The sequence below is a fragment of the Natrialba taiwanensis DSM 12281 genome (genome assembly GCF_000337595.1).
Taxonomy (GTDB): domain Archaea; phylum Halobacteriota; class Halobacteria; order Halobacteriales; family Natrialbaceae; genus Natrialba; species Natrialba taiwanensis.
Genome location: NZ_AOIL01000009.1, coordinates 38,967 through 60,471, shown reverse-complemented (window position 1 = coordinate 60,471; position 21,505 = coordinate 38,967). Strand labels below are relative to the sequence as shown.

14 protein-coding genes are annotated in these 21,505 nt (G+C 63.7%); 5 read left to right on the top strand and 9 right to left on the bottom strand.

The window, feature by feature from the left end:
- Positions 1 to 281 precede the first annotated feature (281 nt).
- Positions 282 to 2,027 carry an L-lactate permease gene (locus C484_RS01180; RefSeq protein ID WP_006824148.1) on the top strand — a complete coding sequence of 582 codons (1,746 nt, stop codon included), beginning with the start codon at positions 282 to 284 and terminating at the stop codon, positions 2,025 to 2,027.
- A 271-nt stretch (positions 2,028 to 2,298) separates the two neighbouring features.
- On the opposite strand, the gene C484_RS01175 is transcribed toward C484_RS01180, so the two are convergent.
- From C484_RS01175 to C484_RS01150, 5 genes are all read right to left on the bottom strand, one after another.
- The gene (locus tag C484_RS01175; RefSeq protein ID WP_006824147.1) at positions 2,299 to 5,295 is read right to left on the bottom strand and encodes an FAD-binding and (Fe-S)-binding domain-containing protein; all 2,997 of its coding nucleotides are present in this window, start codon (positions 5,293 to 5,295) and stop codon (positions 2,299 to 2,301) included.
- 89 nt (positions 5,296 to 5,384) lie between these two features.
- Entirely contained in the window at positions 5,385 to 6,746 is a 1,362-nt protein-coding gene (locus C484_RS01170; RefSeq protein WP_006824146.1) for a glycerate kinase type-2 family protein, read from the bottom strand.
- A gap of 382 nt (positions 6,747 to 7,128) precedes the next feature.
- The gene (ddh, locus tag C484_RS01165; RefSeq protein WP_006824145.1) at positions 7,129 to 8,067 is read right to left on the bottom strand and encodes a D-2-hydroxyacid dehydrogenase; all 939 of its coding nucleotides are present in this window, start codon (positions 8,065 to 8,067) and stop codon (positions 7,129 to 7,131) included.
- Positions 8,068 to 8,142: 75 nt separating this feature from the next.
- On the bottom strand, positions 8,143 to 9,198 hold the full coding sequence (locus tag C484_RS01160) for an isocitrate/isopropylmalate dehydrogenase family protein (protein ID WP_006824144.1): 1,056 nt from the start codon (positions 9,196 to 9,198) through the stop codon (positions 8,143 to 8,145).
- 900 nt (positions 9,199 to 10,098) lie between these two features.
- Positions 10,099 to 13,065 (bottom strand): FAD-binding and (Fe-S)-binding domain-containing protein, encoded by a 2,967-nt coding sequence (locus tag C484_RS01150; RefSeq protein ID WP_006824142.1) that lies wholly within the window; start codon positions 13,063 to 13,065, stop codon positions 10,099 to 10,101.
- Between the two features lie 443 nt (positions 13,066 to 13,508).
- Between C484_RS01150 and C484_RS01145 the strand changes: the two genes are divergently transcribed.
- Positions 13,509 to 14,441: a bile acid:sodium symporter family protein gene (locus C484_RS01145; RefSeq protein WP_006824141.1), complete on the top strand. Its 933-nt coding sequence runs from the start codon at positions 13,509 to 13,511 to the stop codon at positions 14,439 to 14,441.
- Between the two features lie 266 nt (positions 14,442 to 14,707).
- Here C484_RS01145 and C484_RS01140 read toward each other — a convergent pair whose 3' ends face one another.
- From C484_RS01140 to C484_RS01125, 4 genes are all read right to left on the bottom strand, one after another.
- Positions 14,708 to 15,100 (bottom strand): cupin domain-containing protein, encoded by a 393-nt coding sequence (locus C484_RS01140; RefSeq protein WP_006824140.1) that lies wholly within the window; start codon positions 15,098 to 15,100, stop codon positions 14,708 to 14,710.
- A 128-nt stretch (positions 15,101 to 15,228) separates the two neighbouring features.
- A complete protein-coding gene (locus C484_RS01135) occupies positions 15,229 to 16,731 on the bottom strand; it encodes a tripartite tricarboxylate transporter permease (protein ID WP_006824139.1) in 1,503 nt (500 codons plus the stop codon).
- Positions 16,732 to 17,307: a tripartite tricarboxylate transporter TctB family protein gene (locus C484_RS01130; RefSeq protein ID WP_006824138.1), complete on the bottom strand. Its 576-nt coding sequence runs from the start codon at positions 17,305 to 17,307 to the stop codon at positions 16,732 to 16,734. It lies immediately after the preceding gene.
- Positions 17,308 to 17,386: 79 nt separating this feature from the next.
- Positions 17,387 to 18,391, bottom strand: a complete 1,005-nt coding sequence (locus tag C484_RS01125; protein WP_006824137.1) for a Bug family tripartite tricarboxylate transporter substrate binding protein — start codon at positions 18,389 to 18,391, stop codon at positions 17,387 to 17,389.
- A gap of 405 nt (positions 18,392 to 18,796) precedes the next feature.
- Between C484_RS01125 and C484_RS01120 the strand changes: the two genes are divergently transcribed.
- From C484_RS01120 to C484_RS01110, 3 genes are all read left to right on the top strand, one after another.
- On the top strand, positions 18,797 to 19,222 hold the full coding sequence (locus C484_RS01120) for a universal stress protein (protein WP_006824136.1): 426 nt from the start codon (positions 18,797 to 18,799) through the stop codon (positions 19,220 to 19,222).
- Positions 19,223 to 19,403: 181 nt separating this feature from the next.
- Positions 19,404 to 20,189: an enoyl-CoA hydratase/isomerase family protein gene (locus tag C484_RS01115; protein WP_006824135.1), complete on the top strand. Its 786-nt coding sequence runs from the start codon at positions 19,404 to 19,406 to the stop codon at positions 20,187 to 20,189.
- A 2-nt stretch (positions 20,190 to 20,191) separates the two neighbouring features.
- Positions 20,192 to 21,382, top strand: coding sequence for a CaiB/BaiF CoA transferase family protein (locus tag C484_RS01110; RefSeq protein ID WP_006824134.1), 1,191 nt, complete (start codon positions 20,192 to 20,194; stop codon positions 21,380 to 21,382).
- Positions 21,383 to 21,505 lie beyond the last annotated feature (123 nt).

Sequence of the window (21,505 nt, the reverse complement as noted above, 5' to 3'; positions counted from 1 at the left end):
GTAATCGAAGGACAATGCTCCGACGACGCAAATACTCTCCGAATAGTGAACTCGAATGAACTCCTCTGTTTTGTCAACGGTTCGGCTCAGGACTACATTTGATCAAGATTGGTGATCATACATTCGATCAGACGAATAACCATCATTTTTATTAATATCATTATGATACGAGAGTGTGGGATGTTTCCAATGTCCAATCCACCTGTGATCTCACCAGACGTAAATCCGGGTATCGGTCGGATAACCGCTGCTTCGATCCGTTCTACGGAGGTGGGCGAGCGATGGTAGTCGAAATCGTCGCCGCGGCGTTGCCGCTGCTCATCGTCGCCGTGCTGATCGTCGGGCTGTTATGGCCGGCGACGCGTGCGATGCCGATCGCCTGGCTGGTCGCGCTCGGCGTCGGCTACGTCGTGTGGAACAATCCGCCAGACTATCTCGCGGCCGCGTCGATTGTCGGAGTGATGACGGCCCTCGAGATCCTTTGGATCGTCTTCGGCGCGCTCGTCCTGCTCTATACGCTGATGCAGGCCGGCGCGTTCGAGCGGATCAATCGGGGTTTCGCAACCATCTCGGACGACCGCCGCGTGCAGGTCGTTCTCCTCGGCTTCCTGCTCGCGACGTTCATCGAAGGAGCCGCCGGGTTCGGGACGCCCGCGGCGGTCGTCGCCCCGCTGTTGCTCGCGCTCGGCTTCCCGGCACTCGCGGCCGTGATCGCGGCCATCATCGGACACATCATCGCCGTGACCTACGGCGCGGTCGGCACGCCGATCATCGTCGGCATTCAGGAACCGCTGTCGAGCGTCTCGTTCACGCAGGAAGCCATCTCGTCCCAGGGGATGACGGTCGCAGAGTACTCGGTCCAGGTGGCCGCGTGGGCGGCGACCTACCACGCGCTGGTCGGCTTCGTCATGCCGCTGTTTGCGGTCGGAATGGTCGTGTACTTCTTCGGTGAGGAACGCTCGATCCAGCCGGCTGTGGACGTCTGGCCGCTGTGTCTGTTCGCAGGGATCTCGTTCGCGATCCCCTATTGGCTGTCGGCCTGGTTTCTCACCGCCGAGTTCCCGTCGCTGATCGGATCCATGGTCGGCGCCGCGATCGTCGTCCCGACGCTCAGGGCCGGTTACTTCCTCCCAGAGGAGGAGTGGGACTTCCCGCCCCGCGAGGAGTGGCCCAGTTCCTGGGTCGGCACGATCGAACCGGGCGAGAACGGCGCCGGCACCGGGACCGCCTCCGGAGCCGCGGCCGCGGCTGACGGCGGGCAGTCGATGACGCTGTTGAAGGCCTGGTCGCCGTACCTCTTTCTCATCGTGTTGCTGGTCGTCACGCGTGTGTTCGATCCCGTCACGGAGTTCTTCAACAGTTCGCTGTTCGTCATCGAGTGGTCGAGCATCTTGGGGACCCCCCATAGTGCGGCGATCGCGTGGGGACACGCACCCGGGATGTGGCTGGTCGTCAGCGCGCTCGTCGCCATCCCGTTGTTCGGCATGAGCGGCGGACAGATCAGCAACGCCTGGCGCGAGGCCGGCGAGAAGATCGTGGCGCCGTTTATCGCGCTTGTATTCGTCATCGCGATGGTGCAAGTGATGCTCCTGTCCGGTGAAGCGCCGGGAGCGCCCGCGGTCGGGAGCATGATCGAGGTGCTCGCGGTCGCGACGGCGAACGCGTTCGGACCGGTCTATCCCGCCATTGCGGCGTTGATCGGCGCTCTCGCTGCGGCGATGACGGGGTCGAACACCACTTCCAACATCACCTTCGGCGCGTTCCAGTTCGAAGCGGCGTCAGAACTCGGCCTCCCGACGCAACTGATCGTGGGCGGGCAAGCTGTCGGCGGCGCGATCGGGAACCTTATCGCAATCCACAACATCGTTGCTGCGCTCGCGACCGTCGGCCTGGTCGGCCAGGAGGGACGGGTCATGCGACTGAACCTAATTCCGCTGGTCTACTACGCGGCCTTCGTCGGCTTCTGGACAATGGTCTTCGTGTACGTCATGCCCGACGTGCTGCCGTCGATCTTCGAGGTCTTCTAGCCATCTGGTGGCTGCCGTTCCGTTTTTCTCCGTTTTCGCCGGCCCCGAGCCCCTCGTCTGTGTCGCCGGAGACTATAGTAGCCACTGAAAGTCAGTGCACACCTAATCGCTCGATAGCTGTACGATCAGCGTGTAAACCGTTTCAGTTGTTACTATAGCGACCCGATCACCGCATCAACTGGAAATCGATGCGCCGGATTCGAAAGCAGTTGCTGCCGACACTATTGCTCCCGTCTTCCGGAAACGTTCACACGGAATCGATGCGGACGAGCTACGAGCCTTGCCCTGTGAGCAGTTCGTTCACCTTCTCGATCGGGTGAGGCGGCCGCTCGTCGCGGGTCTCCCAGTCGCCGATCTGGCTCCGGCAGGACGCCCCCGGCGCGACCGGCGTACCGTCGCTCTCGTCTAGCTTCTCGTAGAGACGCTCGCCGATCGCCTTCGAGAGGTCGTAGTGTTCGGCCTCGTAGCCGAACGAGCCGGCCATGCCACAGCAGCCCGAGTCGATCGGATCGACCGCGTATCCCGCCCGCCGAAGCACGCCGACGGCGTGGTGATCCTTACCAGTCGCCTGCTGATGGCAGTGGCCGTGATACGCGAGAGTTTCGTCCGTCTCGTCGAGCGGGAGTTGCTCGACGAGGCGGTGCGTATCCATGAACTCGCTGATCCCGTACGCATGCGCGCCGACTCGCTCCGCGTCTGCCGTCGACACCAGATCGAGGTACTCGTCTTGAAACGCCACGGCATCGGATGGTTCGACGGCAATAATCTCGTAGCCGTCCTCGATGAACTCGGTGAACAGGTCGATGTTCGTCCGGGCGCGCTCTTCAGCGGCGTCGAGCATGCCGACCGAGTACGCCGCCCGGCCGCTGGGGGCGACGTCGTCGGGGATTTCGACGTGGACGCCGGCCGACTCGAGCACGCGCACGGCGGCTTTCCCGGGCCGGGGGTAGCTGTAGTTCGTGTACGTATCGGGAAACAGTACGACCTTTCGATCAGCTTCCTCCGGGCCCACTCGCGGTCCGCGTTTCGCGAACCAGTCCTGCAGGGACTCCCGCCGGAACGTCGGAAGCTCCCGTTCGGGCGCGATGCCGGCGACGTGCTCCATGATGAGGCCGCTCCCGGGGAGCTTCTGCCCGACGTTCGAGAGCGGCGCGAGCGCGCTTCCGAGTCGCGAGAGCGTGTCGATGTTTCCGAACAACCGCTCTCGCAGTCCGACGCCCTCGCGCTCGTAGTAGTGGTACTTGGTTTCGGCCTTGAGCTTCGCCATGTCGACACCGGTCGGGCAGTCGCTCTTGCAGCCCTTACAGCCGACACAGAGGTCGAGCACTTCCTTCTGGAAGCGCTCGGTGTACATCTCTTCCTCGGGGAGCTCGCCGGAGATGGCCGCCCGGAGCATGTTCGCCCGGCCGCGGGTCGTCGCGAGTTCATCTTTCATCCCGCGGTAGGTGGGACACATCACGTCGTCGGTCTGCCGGCAAGTCCCGCAGCCGTTACACAGCTCCACCAGGTGAGCAAACCCGCCTTCATCGGAGAAGTCCAGCTTCGTCCGGGGCTCGATCGAGGTGTAGGTATCCCCGTACCGCAGGGTCTCGCGCATGTCCGTCGGTGCCTCATCGGTGTAGACAACCTTCCCCGGATTCATCCGCCAGTCGGGGTCGAAGACCGATTTGACCTCCTGGAAGGCCGCCCAGAGGTCGTCGCCGTACATTTTTGGGTTGAACGCCGTCCGCGCGAGCCCGTCGCCGTGCTCCCCGGAGAACGCCCCGTCGTGGTCGAGGACCAGATCGGTCACGTCCTCGGTGATCGACTGCATCGTCTCGATCCCCGCCTCGTCTTTCAGAGTAAGGATCGGCCGGATGTGCAGCGTTCCGCTCCCCGCGTGCGCGAAATAGGCCGCGGAGGTGTCGTGGTCCTCGAGGACGGCCATGAACGTCTCGACGTACTCGGCGAGTTCAGCGGGCGGCACCGTCGCGTCCTCGATGAACGGGTACGGCTTCGGGTCGCCCTCGAGGCTCATCAACAGCGGAATGGCCGCCTTGCGGAGCTTCCAGAGGTCCGCCTGGTCGTCCTCGGTGTACGCTTCCATCGCCTCGAAGGCGTCGCCCTCGTCGACGAAGTGGGCGTTCGTCCGCCCGATCGCCGCCTCGAAGTCGTCGTGGAGTTCGAAGTCGTACTCCAGCATCAGCGCCGCCACCGTCTCGTCGGGGATCGGTTCCTCGTAGCGGGAGAACTGTTCGGACTCGCGGGCGAGCCGGAACAGTTCGTCGTCCATCAGCTCCACCGCGCTGGGAGCGAACTCGAGGGCTTCGGGGACCGCTTCGAGCGCGTCGACCAGGTCCTCGAAGCAGTAGAGGACGAGCGCCGTCTCCGCGGGCAGGGTCACGAGGCTGAGTTCGGCTTCGACGACCACTCCGAGGGTCGATTCGGCGCCGACGAGCAGCTTCGTGAGGTTGATGACGTCTTCGCCGGCCTCGTTTTCGTAGAGCACCTTGTTGAGGTTGTAGCCGGAGACGTTGCGCTTGAGCTCCGGATACCGCCGTTCGATCTCGTCGGCGTTCTCTTCGACGAGGGCGCGGACGGTTCGGTAGATTGCGGCCTCGCGGTCGTCTTTCGACGTGATCTCGTCCCACTCCTCGGAATCGAGGACGACCTCGCGGGTTCGAATGAGCGAGCCGTCGGCAAGGACGACCGTCAGCGCCTCGGTGTAGGCGTCGGTGATGCCGTACCGGACCGAGTGCGCACCGGTCGAGTTGTTCCCGATGCCGCCGCCGATCGTCGCCCGGTTCGACGAGGCGGGGTCGGGTGCGAACTTGAGTCCGTACTGCTCGAGGTGCTCGTCGAGGTGATCCTGAACGACGCCCGGTTGGACGCGCGCCCGCTGCCGGTCGATGTCGACCTCGAGGATGTCGTCCATGTAGGTCGTCATGTCGAGCACGACGCACCCCGGTCCCACCGTCTGCCCGCCCAGCGACGACCCCGCCCCGCGTGCAATAACCGGAACGTCGTGGTCGGCTGCAACGCGCATGGCGTTGCGCACGTCTTCGATGTCGCGGGGGAGAACGGCACCCGCGGGTCGGGCCTGATAGATGCTGCCGTCGGTCGCATACAATACCTGTGCGTATTCGTCGAAGCGGACCTCACCCTCGACAACCGAGCGGAGGTCGGCCGCGAGAGCCGCGTACTCGCGGACGTCGTCGTAATCGTTATCGAGTTCATCGCGGAACTCCTTGTAGTTGCGGAGGCCACTGTCGGGCTTTTCAACAGCCATTACGAGTAACTGCGGCATCAATAATGATAAACTCTGTGTCTGTCAAACTCACCCACGAGATGGGACAAGCGGGACAGCGGCGGCTGCGATCACGCGCTCGAGTCGTCACCGACGACGAGAACGCGGAGATCGTTGACGTTCGTGCCGGTCGGTCCGGTGCGGACGATCGAATCGGCGTCCGCCAGGAGTGGCTGCGCGTCGTTGCGCGCCAGCGCGGCACGGCCCTCGTCGCGTGGAATCTCCGGCGGGGCCGCAATCGCGCCGGCGACCTCGGTCGCCCCGTCGATCCCGTCGGTGTCTACGCTCGCGACCACAATATCGTCCACGTCGAGTTCCACCGCCCCGCTCAGAACGAACTCTTGGTTCGGGCCACCGCTTCCGTGGTCGTCCGCGAGTGTAACCGTCGTTTCGCCGCCGGAGATGAGTACTGCGGGCGGGGAAACCGGTTCGCCAGTGACGTGACACTCCTCGGCGATCGCGACGTGCGTGATCGCCGCGTCGCTGGCCTCTCCGCGCACGCGAGCGGAGAGCACGAGGGGCGTGTACCCACGCTCCGAGGCGACCGACCGAGCCGCGTCAATTGCGGTCCGGCCGCTCCCGAGGATGTGCGAGTTGACCGTTTCCAACAGCGGATCCGTCGGTTTGACGGTTTCCGGATGCACTCCGCGCTCGCCCTCCGCCAGGTACGACGTTACCGCCTCGGAGACGGACAGGTCGTACCGAGCCAGCACGTCGAGTGCGTCCGCGTACGTCGTCGGATCGGGCGCGGTCGGGCCGCTCGCGATCACGCCGAGGTCGTCGCCGATGACGTCGCTCATGACCAGAGTCACAACTGTCGCCGGTGACGCGGTACGGGCGAGTTTGCCGCCCTTGATCGCCGAGCAGTGTTTCCGAACGGCGTTGATTTCGTCGATCGAGGCACCACAGCGGAGCAGCGACTCCGTCACCGTCTGCAGGTCCGCGAGCGAGAGCGACTCGACCGGAGCCGGAAGCAGCGCGCTCCCGCCGCCGGTAACGCAGGCGAGGACGAGATCATCGTCACCGGCGCGTTCGGCGGTGTCGAGGACGTGCTCGGCACCGTGGACGCCGCGCTCGCTCGGAATCGGGTGATCGCCGTCCAACTCCGAAACGACCGATGCGCCGGCCGGATCGTCGGTGACGACCACCCCCTCGGTTATCCACGGTCCGATGATCTCCTCTAATGTCCGCGCGAAGTGACCGGCCGCGTTACCACCGCCGACGACGAAAACCCGCTCGTACTGCGCCAGATCGTACTCGGCCGACTCGTCGTCGAACTCGCCATCGATGCGGAGCAGCCCGTCGCCGACCGACACCGTCTCCTCGACGATCGCCTCCGGATGTGCGGCCTCCATTCCGGCGACGAGGCAGTCGAGGGCAAGTGCGTGCGCCGGCGTCCGTTCGAACGCGGTCCGATTCACAATCGTGACCATACGTTGGTATGAATCGGCTCCCTTATAGGTTATCGGGACGAGTTCGATTGAGAGCGCACGTCGGGTCCGCCGCCGGTCCCTGTCGATACACGGTCCGTACCGGCACCCTCGGTAGTATCTTTAGTAGTGAAGTTAGTAAAGAGGAACGCATGTCACCAGAGGGTGACTGCTACATTATTATCTCACCATGATGGGGGAAAATATCGACCACTCGACGATGAAATCGACGAACACACAACGGGACTCCCGCTGGCGAACTCCTCCCGGCGTCCCGCGTGCGTGTCGAGCCATAGACGAACGGGGCGACGTTTACTCCTGCACGAGGTGGAAAACCTCGCCGGTATCATCTCGAACGGGTCGGTCGTACTCGGTCTCGTCACCGTCAGGCGACGCGGTTCTTCAGGATATCGCCCGATTGGTACCGCCGTACGTTCTCCGCTACGAGATCGGCGATATCGAGGTGGTACCGATTCGTCGCGGATCCCTTGTGGGGCGAGATGATAACTTCATCGAGGCCCCAGAGGGGCGAGTCGTCCGGGAGTGGTTCCGTCTCGAACACGTCGAGTCCCGCACCCGCGATCCGGTCGTTCTTGATCGCCGCGATGAGCGACTCCTCGTCGACGACGGGACCGCGAGCGACGTTGATAACGAAGGCGTCGTCTCGCATCGCCGCGAACTCCTCGTCGCTCAGCAATCCCTCGGTCTCCGGCGTGTGCGGGACCGTGAGAACGACGAAGCGAGCGTTCTCGATCGCATCGCGGAGGCGATCCGGGTCGAAGAGTTCGGAGACGCCCGGGACCGGTTCGTCGGAGCGTCGAACCCCGACGATGTCCATCCCGAGGGCGTCACAGCGAGTCGCGATCGCTTCGCCGATGGTCCCGAGGCCGACGACGCAGACGCGTTCGTTCTCGATCGTGAACGGGCGATCGTACGGCGGCTCCCACCAGCTTCGCTCGTTCTGGTGATCGCGGTAGCGGTGGCCTAAGCGAGCGAGCGAGAGCATGAAGGTAAGCGCGAGTTCGCCGACCGTCGAGCCGTGAATGCCGGAGCTGTTCGTGAGCGCCACGCCGGCTGCGTCGTACGCGTCGGTATCGAACTCGTCGTAGCCGGCGCGAATGCAGTGGACCCACCCCGCGTCCAGGAACTCCGGCCGCGGTGCGTACGTCGCTATCGCGTCGGAGGCGTCGTACTCGCGACCGTCGCCGACGAGTTCGGCGGGGATCGATACCTCGTCGAACGCGTCGACGAACGCGTCTTGGGGAATGACGTTTTCGACCGATTCGTGGACGTATAGTTGGTCGAGCTCCGTGCGCTCGGTCATACCTATTGCTCTCCGGGGATCGAATTGAATGTTACGGACGTATGAGGTGAGTCGGCCGTCGTCTCGGAACCAGCGTTAGAGTCGGGTGCGAAGATCCGCGACCACCTGCGCCGTCGTTGCGGACCCGCCCAGATCCGGCGTCCGGGGCGCGTCCGAATCCGCTAGCTGATCGGTGACGGCGCTCCAGACCGCATCTCCGGCCTCGGTTTCGCCGAGGTGGTCGAACAGCATCGCTGCGGAGAGGATCGTCGCAACCGGGTTCGCGACGCCGTCGCCGACGATATCGGGTGCGCTTCCGTGGACCGGCTCGAACATCGACGGGTATTCTCCCGAGACGTTGATGTTGGCTGACGGGGCGAGCCCCATGCTCCCGGTGATAATGGCCCCGATATCGGTCAGGATGTCGCCGAAGAGATTCGACGCGACGACGACGTCGAACGCTTCCGGTCGACGGATGAAGTCCATGCTCGCGGCGTCGACGAGCAGTCGCTCGACCGTCACGTCCGGGTACTCGGCCGAGACGTCCTCGACGATCTGATCCCAGAATACCATGCTGTGGGCCTGCGCGTTCGATTTCGTGATGCTGGTCACTCGTCCCTCGCGCTCGGTCGCGGCCTCGAACGCGGCTCGTACGATCCGCTCGGTCCCGGTTCGCGTGAACACTGCGCTCTGGACGGCGACCTCGTGGCCGTGGCCGGGGTGCTCCTGCCCGCCCATGTCGGCGTATTCCCCTTCGGTGTTCTCGCGGTACACGACGAAATCGATGTCGCCGCCGTCGTATCCCTCGAGCGGGCTCTCGACGCCGTCGAAGAGGATCGCCGGCCGCTTACAGATAGCCTGGTCGAACCCCTTCCGGATCGGAAGGAGCAGATTGTTCAGCGTCACGTGGTCGGGCACGTCGGGGTGGCCGATCGCGCCGAGCATAATTGCGTCGTACCCCGCGAGGTCGTCGAGTCCGCCGTCGGGCATCATCGAACCGCTCTCGAGGTATCGTTCGGAGCCCCAATCGTACCGCACCAGTTCGAGGTCGAACTCGAACCGTTCCGAAACGTCGTCGAAGACCGGTTGTACCGCATCGATGACTTCCGGTCCGATACCGTCCCCCGGGATAGTCGCCACTTCGTGTACCATGAACCGTGGTATCGTCCGGAAAATAATAAGTCTATGGGATGGAATATCGCACCAGGCAGCGGCGTCGATTCGCAGACGAGTCGCGAGTTCGTCGAACGGACCGGCGTCCGGGCGATCATGGTCGTGGATTCGTCGTCCGGAGACACACGGTCGAATCGTTCGATCAGGGAAGCGGGTGACCGTCCCACCATCGGCGTCATCGACGCCGAGCGGCGTTCGCCGTGTTTATTCTCACGAACAAATTCGGCTGATCGAAACGATGGGATAGAGACGACTGAAACGACATGAGATGGCGCTGGTAACCCGCGGTGATAGAACGCTGTCGTACATCTGTTCTCTATATCAGAATGGATTGGGACCACACCGCACGAGACTGCTGAATCACGAGGATGCTCGTGTGCCGCCTATTTACGGGCATACAGATGTAAAACCCGTTCGACGGGTCGGACGAATGATCGTTCTGCTCCGCGAACCATATAAACTGTCCAAGAATCGGACGTTCTCTGCATCAGAATGTTCAGAGACCGAGCTCCCGTTCACGCAGCGAGGGACCGGCTGTGATTCTCGGGGAGTTCGCGAGACGTTCGGGCGTCGTCCGAACTCGGTTCGCAGCAGGCAGTGGGCCGCCGGAAACCGGTCGATCGAGCGGTTGTGCGACGGTGCAGTTGCAACTCGATACGATCCCGGATATTCGGACGTTCTCGTATGCAGAACTCGAGTCGAAGTGGTCGAAACGCAGAAGAGTTGGGTCGTTCCGTCGCTGCCTCGCGTATCATCCGCTCCACCCTGACCGCAGTGACGCCACCGACGATCGTTCCGGAACGAGTTCGTCGCGAGTTCGGCAGCGTTTCAGTTCGGGATCCCGATCGGTTGTGAACCGGGACCAGAACCAGAACCGGATCAGGCGATCGCGTCGGCGAGTTTCGTTACCGGGTGGGCGGGTTTGTCGTCGTACTCGTCGCCGATCTGCGTTCGACAGGAAGCACCCGGCGCGACAACGCTGTCGCCGTCGCCTGCCTCGATCTGGTCGAAGAGCAGTCGACCGATGGCGCGGCTCATCGAGTAGTGTTCGGCCTCGTAGCCGAACGAGCCGGCCATCCCGCAGCAGCTACTGTCGAGCGGATCGACGCCGTATCCCGCCCGCCGTAACACGCCGACGGCGTGGTGGTCCTTGCCGGTCGCCTTCTGGTGGCAGTGGCCGTGATAGGTGAGTTGCTCGCCGATAGCCCGGAACTCGAGAGACTCGTCGAGTCGATGGACGTCGACGTACTCGCAGACGCCGTAGGTGCTCTCGGCGACCACGTCGACGTCGTTCCCGGTCAAGAGGTCCCGATACTCCGACTGGAACATGACGGCGTCGCTCGGCTCGCACACGACGATGTCCCAGCCGTCCCGAACCCTGGGAACGAGCGCGTTCACGTTCCGATCGGCCCGCTTGCGCGCGTCGTCCAGAAATCCCTTCGAGAAGGCCGGACGGCCGCTCGAAGTCACGCCGTCCGGAAGCTCGACGCGAACGCCGGCGGCCTCGAGCACGCGAACGGCTGCCTTCCCGATTTCGGGGTCGTTGTAGGTCGTGTACACGTCCGGGAACAGCAGGACGTTGCGCTCGGCGGCGTCGGGATCGACCCGCGACTCGCGGGATTCGAACCAGTCGACGAACGTCTCGCGGTGGAACGTCGGCAGCGACCGCTCGCGGGCGATCCCGATCGTTTTCTCTAGCACCGTCCGCGCGCCGGGCACCTTGCTCGCGTAGTTCGACAGCGGCGCGGCGGCGCTGCCGAGCGTCGAGAGGGTGGCGATGTTCGCGAACAGCCTGTCCCGCACCGACGCGCCGTGGCGCTCGTGGTACTCGTGTTCGACCTCCGCTTTCAGCTTCGCCATATCGACCTCGCTCGGACAGTCCTTCGAACAGCCCTTACAGCCGACACAAAGATCCATCACCTCGGTGACGAACTCGTCGCTGAACGCCTCTTCCGGCGGGAGGTCCCCGGTCATCGCCTGCCGGAGCATGTTCGCTCGACCCCGCGTGCTCGTAATCTCTTCCCGGGTCGCCCGGTAGGTCGGACACATGACGCCGCCGGTTCCCGCCTGGCTACCCCGACAGCCGCCGCAGCCGTGACAGAGTTCGACCATGCCCTGGAACCCGTTCTCGGTGTCCCAGTTAAGCACCGGATCGAACCCGGCCTCGAACCGGCTGTCCGGGCCGAACCGGAGGTGCTCGGTCATGTCGTGGTCGCCGCAGACCGAGCCCGGATTGAGCAGCCAGTCCGGGTCGAACGCGGTCTTTAAGTCGCGGAAGAGCTGCCAGACGTGCTCGCCGTAGAGTTTCCGATTCCACTGGGTGCGCGCGCGGCCGTCGCCGTGCTCGCCGGAGACGCTCCCGCCGTATTTCACCGCGAGATCGGTCGCGTCGTCCGAGATCGACTCCATCGTCTCGACGCCCTCCGCGGTCTTCGTGTTGACCAGGGGACGGATGTGAATACAGCCCGGACCGGCGTGGGCGTAGAAGCTACCGAACGTGTCGTGATCCTCCATAACCGCCTGGAAGTCGGCGATGTACTCGGAGAGGTGCTCGGGCGGAATCGCGATGTCCTCGATGAACGCGATGTGTTTCTCGTCGCCGGTCCGGGAGAGCAAAATCGGCGTCGACGCCTTCCGCATCTTCCAGAGGCGCTGCTGTCGCTGCTCGTCGTAGGCCGTCAGCGCGTCGAACGCGAGTTCACCCGCTCGGTCGTCGAGCAGCCGCTCGACCGTCTCCCTACGGTCGGCGTCGTCCGCGGCGTAGAACTCGACGAGCAGGAACGAGTTCGTCCCCTCCGGGAGGATATCGACGATGTCGGCGAACTCTTCGGTGTCGCGGGCCAGGTTGAGCAACACGTCGTCCATCACCTCGACGGCCGCCGGATCGTGGTCCAAGATCGCGTCCACGTCGTCCATCGCGTCGAGCAGACTGCGGTAACAGAGCACCGCGACGGACTTCGTGTTGGGGATCGGCTCGAGCGATACCTCGGCCTCGGTGACGATGCCGAGCGTGCCCTCACTCCCGACCAGTAGCCTCGCGAGGTTGACGGTCCCGGTCGCCGCGTCGTCGATCAAACCGTCGAGGTTGTAGCCCGAGACGTTTCGCTTCAGCGTCGGGTAGGCGGCTTCGATCGCCTCGCTTTCGTCGTCGATGAGCCTGATGACCGCGTCGTGGATCCGCTCGAGCAACTCGCCGTCCGGGCCCGCGCTCGCGCGGAGATCGTCGACGGCACTCTCGCCGAAAGTCGTCACCGTTCCGTTGGATAGTACGACTTCCGCCTCCTCGACGTAGGCGTCCGTCTTGCCGTACTTCAGGGAGTGTGCGCCGGTCGTGTTGTTCCCGATCGCCCCGCCGAGCGCGCTGCGGTCGGCAGTCGACGGATCGGGCGCGAACTTCAGCCCGTGGGGCTCGAGCGTCCGGTTGAGCTCCCCGATCGTGACCCCCGGCTGGGCGCGTGCCCGCCCCGAATCGGGGTCCACCCCCGTCACGTCGTTCATGTCGCGCGTGAAATCGAGGACGACCGCCTCGTTGACCGTCTGCCCGGCCAAACTCGTCCCGCCGCCCCGCGGAAGGACCGGAATCCCGCGCTCGGCGCAGTAGCTCATCACCGTCGCCACGTCGTCGGTCCCGGTCGGATAGACGACGCCGATGGGGAGGACCTCGTACGCGCTGGCGTCGGTCGCGTACATCTCCCGCGAGTACTCGTCGAAGCGGACTTCACCGTCGACGCGCGTTTCGAGGGCTGCCGTGAGGTCCGGGCGGTTCGCCGTCTCGGTTCGATAGTTGTACTCCGCACGGCTGTCGATCGCTGGGTCTTCGTCGGCCGGTCGGTCGTTCGTAGCCATGTGTGTTCGGTGTGTGCTGGTGTCGTCTCGGACGCCCGCATCTCGGTAGTGCAAGCGAGAACGGCGTTCGTCTCCCGCACGGGGCTGGCACAAGACGTGAATCCACGCCGTCGGTCGACGACTGATAGCCGCCGGTCGCTCTCCCACCGGACGTCGAACCGAATACGGGGGATGCGACCTCGCGACCGTTTGCAGATCCTACCGCAGCTACCGGTCGGTTGCTACTTGCTTGCACGTTCTGTGCGTGGTACACGTTAGTACAGGGAATGCACATAACTGTTGTGCCGCTTCGCGTCGCGATTCGACGGAACATCGGACTGGATCGGACTGAACCGGACCGAACTCGCGACCGACCCAACGAATAAATAACCCGGCACCGTGTCCCGAACTACGCGCTGCTCGGACGCCGACGGCGTTCCGAGGGTCGAAACGTAACTACACGGATGGCACTCCCCGATTTCGGCCGCCTGGCTGACCAAAAGAACATCCTGGCCGTCCTCTTCTCGGCGACCGTCGGACTGCTTGTTCCCGGTCCCGAACGGTACACGAGCGTGCTCCTGACGCCGCTGGTGATCTTCCTCGTGTACAGTTCCGTTCGCGGGCTCTCCCTCGGCGAGGTGAACCCGTACGCGGTCGGGGTGCCGGCCGCCCTCTCGCTCGGCCTCGGATACGTCTTGCTTCCGTTCGTCGGCGTTGCGCTCGCGAGCTTCGCGCTCTCGAACGCGGCGCTCACGGGGATCGCGATCACGCTCGCGGTCCCCACGACGGCGGGGAGCGCGATCGTCTGGACGCGGTTCTCCCGTGGTGACACACAGCTCGCCGCGATCGTTTCGATCGCGTCGATTCTCCTCGCACCGATCGCGACACCGCTGTTACTTCTGGTCCTCGCCGATCGGAACGGTGCCGTCCCGGTCCGATCGATTCTCACCGACGTCCTGCTCATCGTTGGCGCCGCCGTGGTGCTTACGAGGCTGGTTCCGGACACTGCGCTCTCGGACCGGACGGCGGAGTACGGGTCCGGCGCTGCAATCGCGCTCATCATCTACACAGGCGTCGCCGGTGCCGATCCTGCGACCGTTCCCGTTCGCACTCTCCTCAACCTGGTCGCCGTCTCGATCGCGATTCTCGGGCTCGGATCGGCGATGGCATACGCCGCGGGGCGCTACTGCGACCTTGGCCGGCGGCGAACTCTCCCGATATTCTTCGCTGGCAGTTTCAAGAACCTCGGCATCGCCTTGCTCATCGCCGCGGAGTACGCATCGGGAATCGCCGTCCTCGCGATCATCACCTACTACGTCATCGAACAGTTGACCGGGGCGGTGATCGCGGATTTCGCCGGGAGCCGTCGCCCGGTGGCGCGGCTGCGATCATCCTGACTTCCCGACGGCGGTCCGTTACATGGCGGCGAGAGAGACCGGTCACGATAGACAGCTCGTCGCGTACAGCACGATCTAGCGTAGATGGCGTACACCAGCGCCGAGCTGTTGTGGCAGATCCCGACGAGCACGAGCCACCCCCGGATCGTTCGCACGGGTGGGGACGCGGCCACGCGAAGCGGGACAATACCGATCGGACGGCGACACCGTCGCGCTCGCGCCATCTCGTCGTCCGATTCAGTCGCGCTCCGCTTCGGTCGCGTCGATTACGTCCGCCGCCGTTTCGAGCTGGCGGACCGGATACCGACCGTCCTGCGGCCAACCGATCGCGACGAGTTTGCACGGCTCGTCGAACGGATTGTGCACGGGTGTGCGCCCCCCGGCCCGTCCCGGAAGACGATGAACTCGTCTTCGGTCGTGGTGAAACCCTCCTCTCGCGTTTCGACGCGACACGCACCGGAGACGACGTAAAACAGCTCCTTCTGATTTTCGTGATAGTGGAAGTGATTCTGTGAGAGACGCTCCTCCCGCTCGAGCACGGCCACGTTGAAATTGAACTCGTCGATACCCAGCGCCGGTGACACCTCCCATCGCCGCCCCGGTTTCTCCGGATTCGTCCCGAGGTCGTTCAATGACGTGTGTTCCCAATCGTCTACCATACTACAATGGTAGGTGCCGTTCAGTTAGACCTTGTGATTGATCCGGTCCGGAACCGGGCCATACGCCACGAACGCTTACGAGACGACGGTCGACGTGCGCGGGACGACGGGAAGGCGATGGAAAGAGTTCAGGTCCGGCTGACGACTCGTTCGACGCGTCCCTTCACGAACGGACCGAACAGCACGACGAGAATCGCGATGGTGAGCAGGAACGAGAGCGGCTGGTTCACCGGATCGACGAAGATCGTGTACTCGCCGCCGGAGATCTGTAGCGACCGGAAGAAGTTTTGCTCGGCGATGGGACCGAGAACGATACCGAGGACGAACGCGATGACCGAGTAGTTGTACCGGACCATGTAGAACCCGAGAAGGCCGAGTACGACGACGGCGCCGACGTCCCACCAGTTCTGATTGAGCGTGTAGGCCCCCGCGAACGAGAGGACGATGACCATCGGGATGATGAGGTTCGTATCGATTTCCGTGATCTTGCTCGCGTACGGAATCACCGTCAGGCCGACGACGACGATAAGGATGTTGCTGAGGAACAGCGAGATGAACAGCGCGTACGTGATGTGGAGCTGTTCGCCGAAGAGGACGGGCCCCGGTTGGAGTCCGTGCATCAGGATACCGCCGAGTAGGACGGCCGTCGAGCCGCTGCCCGGAATGCCGAACGACAGGGTCGGAATGAGCGAGCCGCTGACGGTCGGGTTGTTCGCTCCCTCGGGTGCGATGACGCCGCGGGGGTCCCCGTCGCCGAACGATCCGTCTGTGGCCGACGAACGGGCCTCCTCCGCGTACGCGACGAACGTCGACGTCGTCGCGCCCGAGCCGGGGATCATCCCGATTCCCATTCCGATCAGTCCGGACTTGATCGTCGTCACCGGGTACTTGAACACCGTCTTCGCCCCCTCCCGAACGCTGCCCGCGATATCGAGATCGTCTTGAGAAATCTGCTTCTGTGCTGCGAGCTTCATCATCTCGGCGAACGCGAACATCCCGATCAGCGCCGCGACGAAGTCGATCCCGTTGTAGAGTCCGAACTGCCCGAACGTGTATCGCGGACGCGGACTGAGGATCGCGGTGCCGATCGTCGAGATCATGAAACCGAGCGCACCGGCGACGAGCCCCTTGACGATCGATCCCTGCGTGACGATCGTGATGAGGGAGATGCCGAGGACGGCGAGGAGGAAGTACTCCGGCGATCCGAACGCGAGGACGATCTCGATGAGCAGCGGCGACAGGACGACCAGCGCTATCGCCGCGAGGAAGCCGTTCAGCGCCGACGCCGCCGTCGCGATCGCCAGTGCGTTCTTCGCCAGGCCGTTCTGTGCCATCGGATACCCGTCGAGCGTCGTCGCCGCGGCCGACTCCGTGCCCGGAGCGTTGAGCAGGATGGCGGCAATCGAGCCGCCGAACATCGCGCCGCTGTAGATCGCCACTAGAAGGATGATCGCGGCCGTCGTCTCGAGCGGCAGCGTGAGCGGGAGCACGATCGCCATCCCGACCGGCGAACCGATACCCGGTAGCGCTCCCAGGACGATTCCGAGCATCATTCCGACCGCGAGCCATCCAATCGTCGGCCAGCTCAGCGCGATCGACAACCCTTCGAAGAAGGCGCTGACCGCCGCCATTTACACCCCACCCCCGGTGATCGGCTCGACCAGCAGCGGCAGGAACGGACTGAAGTCGAAGATGTGTCCCTGGTCGAACGGGAGGACGAGGTACGTCATGAAGAGGTAGATGACGAACGTTCCCAGGACGGCGAGCAAGACGCTGGTAACGGGGTTGGTACGGAACCAGAGCGTATAGCCGAGGACGTAAATCGGCGTCGCGAAGAGGAAGCCGGCGGCCCACCCGCCCGCGAAGTACAGGATCGTCGTGACCACCATAAACGTCGTCTCGTCCACCTTGTAGCCGTACTCGGCTCCGAGCGTCTCCGCTTCGTACTCCTCGTCGGTCGTCTCCGACTCCTCGAGGTTCGCTTCACTTCCCGGGATATCAGACTCGTCGGTACTCGTAATCGAAATGCTCTCGGCGACGAACGTCCGGAGCGGCCCCGGGAGGTAGTCCCGGAAGAGTAACAACAGCGAGCCGACGAAAACGATCGACGCGGTCAACTGAGGGAACACTCGAGCATCGTCGGGGTAGTTACTCAAAATCGGCTCGACGATGAATAGCGCGCTCACCCCGACCAGAACAACGAGCATTATCTGCTCTGCCGTTACGTTATGTTCGGTGTATTTTGAACTCATAACTATAATATGGCGGTTGAAGTATCACTCCGGACTAGGAGTGTTCATCAACGAGACTGACGATGTCCAGGTCTTCGAACTCCTCGAAGGCGTCGTCGATGGCCGCGGTAGCGGCGTCGGGTCCCTCGAAGAAGATCGGGTTTCCAGTCTCCTCGGACCACTCCTCGTATCGCTCGTCCTGAGTGGCTTCTTCGATTCGATTTGCGAGTTCGTCGATGATGTTCTCGGACGTGTCCGGCGGCGCGTACAGGCCGCGATTGACGCCCGCGACGAAGTCCATGTTCGGGTACCCCTCGTCGGTGACCGACGGGATGTCGGGATACACGTCGGTCCCCTCGCTGAAGAACGTACAGACCGGGTACACTCCGCCGGAATCGACGTTGGGTCGCGTCCCGGCGTCGGTCCCGATCCCACAGGGCACCTCGCCGGAAGTCACCGCCTCCGCGATCGGCCCGGTGCCGGTGTACTGAACGCGATTCTCCCACTGCCAGTCGTACTCGTCGGCGTACTCCGGCTCGTGTTTTGCCAGCAGCGTCATGATGTCCTGCGGGCTTCCCGGCTCCTGAATGCCGATGGAGTCCCACTCACCGGAGTTGTGCTTTTCTTTGACGTCGTCGAACGTCTCGACTTCCCCTTCGTACTCCTCGTTGACGATGAGACACCACGTCGAGCGACCGATGATGCCGAGCCCGTTCAAGTCGCGCTGGTCGAACCCGGGATCCTCGAGCAGTTGCGGTGTTACCTCGAGCGGGACGGCGCTCCCCGAGATGGTGTGCCCGTCGGGCTGGGATCCGTAGAGGTCGCCGAAGCCGTTGAGACCGCCGCCGCCGGGCACGTTGTCGATCTGAATGTCTTGCCCCATGGCGTCGGTGAGCGGTTCGACGATGCCGCGTGCGTACACATCGGTCCCACCGCCCTCGTCGTACGGAACGATGTATCGGACCGTCTCGGACGGCTCCCAATTTTCGTCGGCATCGACACCCGGCCCGTCTTCTGTGAGACATCCTGCTAGCGATACGGCCGTCCCAGCGCCGGCCACTCGAAGGAACCGTCGCCTGGTCGATATGCTTGCTGCTACCACCTGCTGTCGTTGCTTTCTCTCGGACATGCTTATCGAGCCACGAATCCTGGTATATGTTATGTAACGTCGTGTGCCAGGTTCACAATACCATGATCAAAGAGTATAGACATAAAGATTCCCCTTGGTTAGTCACTATCCAGTATTGAATTTTTGTTCGGCGAGCCGTCCGGGCGGGATCGTCCATCGGCCGCTGAAGCCGACCGCTGAACGCCAGTATTCGAACGACGGTCGCGCTCCGGCGTCATCGTCGAACCGGAGATACCCAGCGATTCGACGGCTGCTCGGTCCCAACGTCGCGGTTTCCGCGGGTACTGCGATCGAATCCGGGTAAATTCTTTATGGACGGAGATGGAGAGTGTAGCTATGACTGTCATTGGAGCAGTCGATCGGTCCGATAGAGCGCCGGATATCGTCAGGCAAGCACACGAACTGGGCAAGGCGTTCGACGAGCCGGTCGAAATCGTTCACGTTCTCACCCGCGACGAGTTCGTCTCGCTGGAGCGGACGACCGTGAACGAAACAGGCGAGCCGATTCCGACCGAAGACGTGGTGCAAATCGCGGCGGACATCGCAGCGGAAGCCATCGACCGGGCGAACGTCGACGCGACGCCCGTCGGCCTCATGGGCGATCCCGCGGACGAGATCGGCAGCTACGCCGACGAAGGGGCGAACTATATCGTCGTCGCGGGGCGGAAGCGCTCGCCGGTCGGAAAGGCGCTGTTCGGAAGCGTCGCCCAGTCGGTGCTGCTCAATGCGTCCGTCCCCGTCGTTTCGATCCGTGCCGAGTGACCCGACGAGTCGACTTCCCGACCTCGGGCGCTGACCCTATCGGATCGTCCGTTCGGTAGCGCAGCGTCGATTGTCGCGCTCGTGCTGTGACCGAACGAGCGCCCAGCGGCTCGGTTCGACTGTGTGATTGGTATTGTAACACAAACTTTTTTGTCGTATTTCGCGGTATACAACGTGAGGTATGGTCAGCTATAGCGCCTACGAGAGTATCACTCTCGATATCGAAGACGGTATCGCGACGATCGAGTTTCACCGACCCGAGGTCCACAACGCTCTCAACAACGAGGTCATGCTCGATCTCAAACGCGCGTTCGACGAGATCCAGCTCACCCGCACCATTGACGCCGTCGTAATCACGGGCGAGGGCGACGACGCGTTTTCCGCCGGCGCGGACATCTCGCAGTACGCCGGCCCGGCGGCGGAGCACGATCCGCTGCAGCGGGACCGGCAGGAACTGTTCTACCAGATGTATCAAAAGCCCTACGAGTGTCACGCCCCGGTCATCGCGAAGATAAACGGATACTGCGTCGGCGGCGGGCTGATCCTCGCGATGTACTGCGACATCCGCATCGCGGTCGAGGACGCACAGTTCGGCGTCCCGACCGCCAACATCGGACAGATCCCGACCGGCGGCTCGACGTGGCGAGCCGTCGAACTCGTCGGCGAGGCGAAGGCGAAAGAACTCGTGTACACGGCGGGGATGATCGACGCGGCCGAAGCGGAACGGATCGGGCTGCTCAACCGCGCCGTTCCGAGAGCGGAACTCGACGACACCGTCGCCGAAATCGCCGCCGGAATCCAGAACACCGGCCGAAAGGCAGTGAAGAACTCGAAGCGGGCGCTCAACGACGCCTCCCGCGCCGAAACCCTCGAGGAAGCGCGCGAGCGAGAGGCTGAGCTCTGGTGGGAACAGTTCGCCACCGACGAGCGTCGTGAGCTGGTCGACGAGTTCAACGAGGCGGAGTGACGATGGACGACGGACCACTCGCCGACGTTTCGGTCGTGGAGATGACCGGTCACCGCGCGGGCCCCTTCTGCGGCGCGCTCCTCGCCGACATGGGTGCGGACGTCGTGAAAATCGAACGTCCCGGCGTCGGCGATCCCGCACGATCACAGGGTATCGGCCCCGAGGGTAAGTCGGGTTACTTCATGGCGAACAACCGCAACAAGCGCTCGGTGACGCTCGATCTCAAATCGAGCGCCGGGCGGGAGGCGGCGCTCGAACTCCTCGCCGATGCGGACGTGTTCGTCGAAAACTTCGGGTACGGCGTCACCGACAAGCTCGGCATCGGGTACGACGACGTTCGCGAGCGGAATCCGGACATCGTCTACGCGAGCATCAAGGGGTACGGCGAAACCGGCCCGATGAAGGAGAAACCGGGGCTCGATCTCATCCTCCAGGCCGAAGGCGGACTCATGAGCGTGACCGGTCCCGAGGACGGGGCTCCCGTCAAGGTCGGCCAGGCGATCGGCGATCTCACGACCGGGATGTTCGCGGCGCTCGGCGTCCTCGCGCGACTGTACGAGCGCGATCGGACCGACGAGTTCACCGGGAAGTTCGACATCGGGTTGTTCGATTCCATCGTGGCGCTGCTAAACGAGTACCTCACCGAGTACTCGATGGACGGCTCCGTGCCGGGACCCCAGGGCGTGACCCACCAGACGCTCGTGCCCTACCAGCGGTTCGAGACGGTCGACGGTGCGATCGTCACCGGGGTTCCGAGCGACGACCGGTGGGACGACTTCGTCGACCTGCTCGGACGCAAAGAACTCCGCGAGTACCCGACGAACGCGGTTCGTCACGAGAACGCCGACCAGGTGGTCGGGATCATCCAGGCCGAACTCGAGTTGGAGACGACCGAATTCTGGCTCGAACGGCTGACGAAAGCCGGCTTTCCCTGCGGACCGATCAACGACGTGGCCGACGTGGTCGAACACGACCAGACGGCGGCCCGCGAACTCGTCGTTCCCCACGAGGATCCCGATTGGGGCGAGTGCGTGCTGCCGGGCCACCCGATCAACTTCCCCGATTACGATACCGCCGTCCGGTCGCCGGCACCGCGGCTCGGCGAACACACCGAAGCGGTGTTCGCGGACGTCGTCGACGATCAGACGACGCTGGAAGAGTGGACCGAGGACGGCGCGTTCGGCGAGAACTAACGCGGCTCTGCTTTTCGTTCGATTGACCGGTCTCCGTCGCGTTTCGATTCGCGGTTCGCAATCCGCGGTTCGCAGGTTTCGATTCGATTCCGAGGTCGGGAATCGACCGAGTAGTTCGCGACG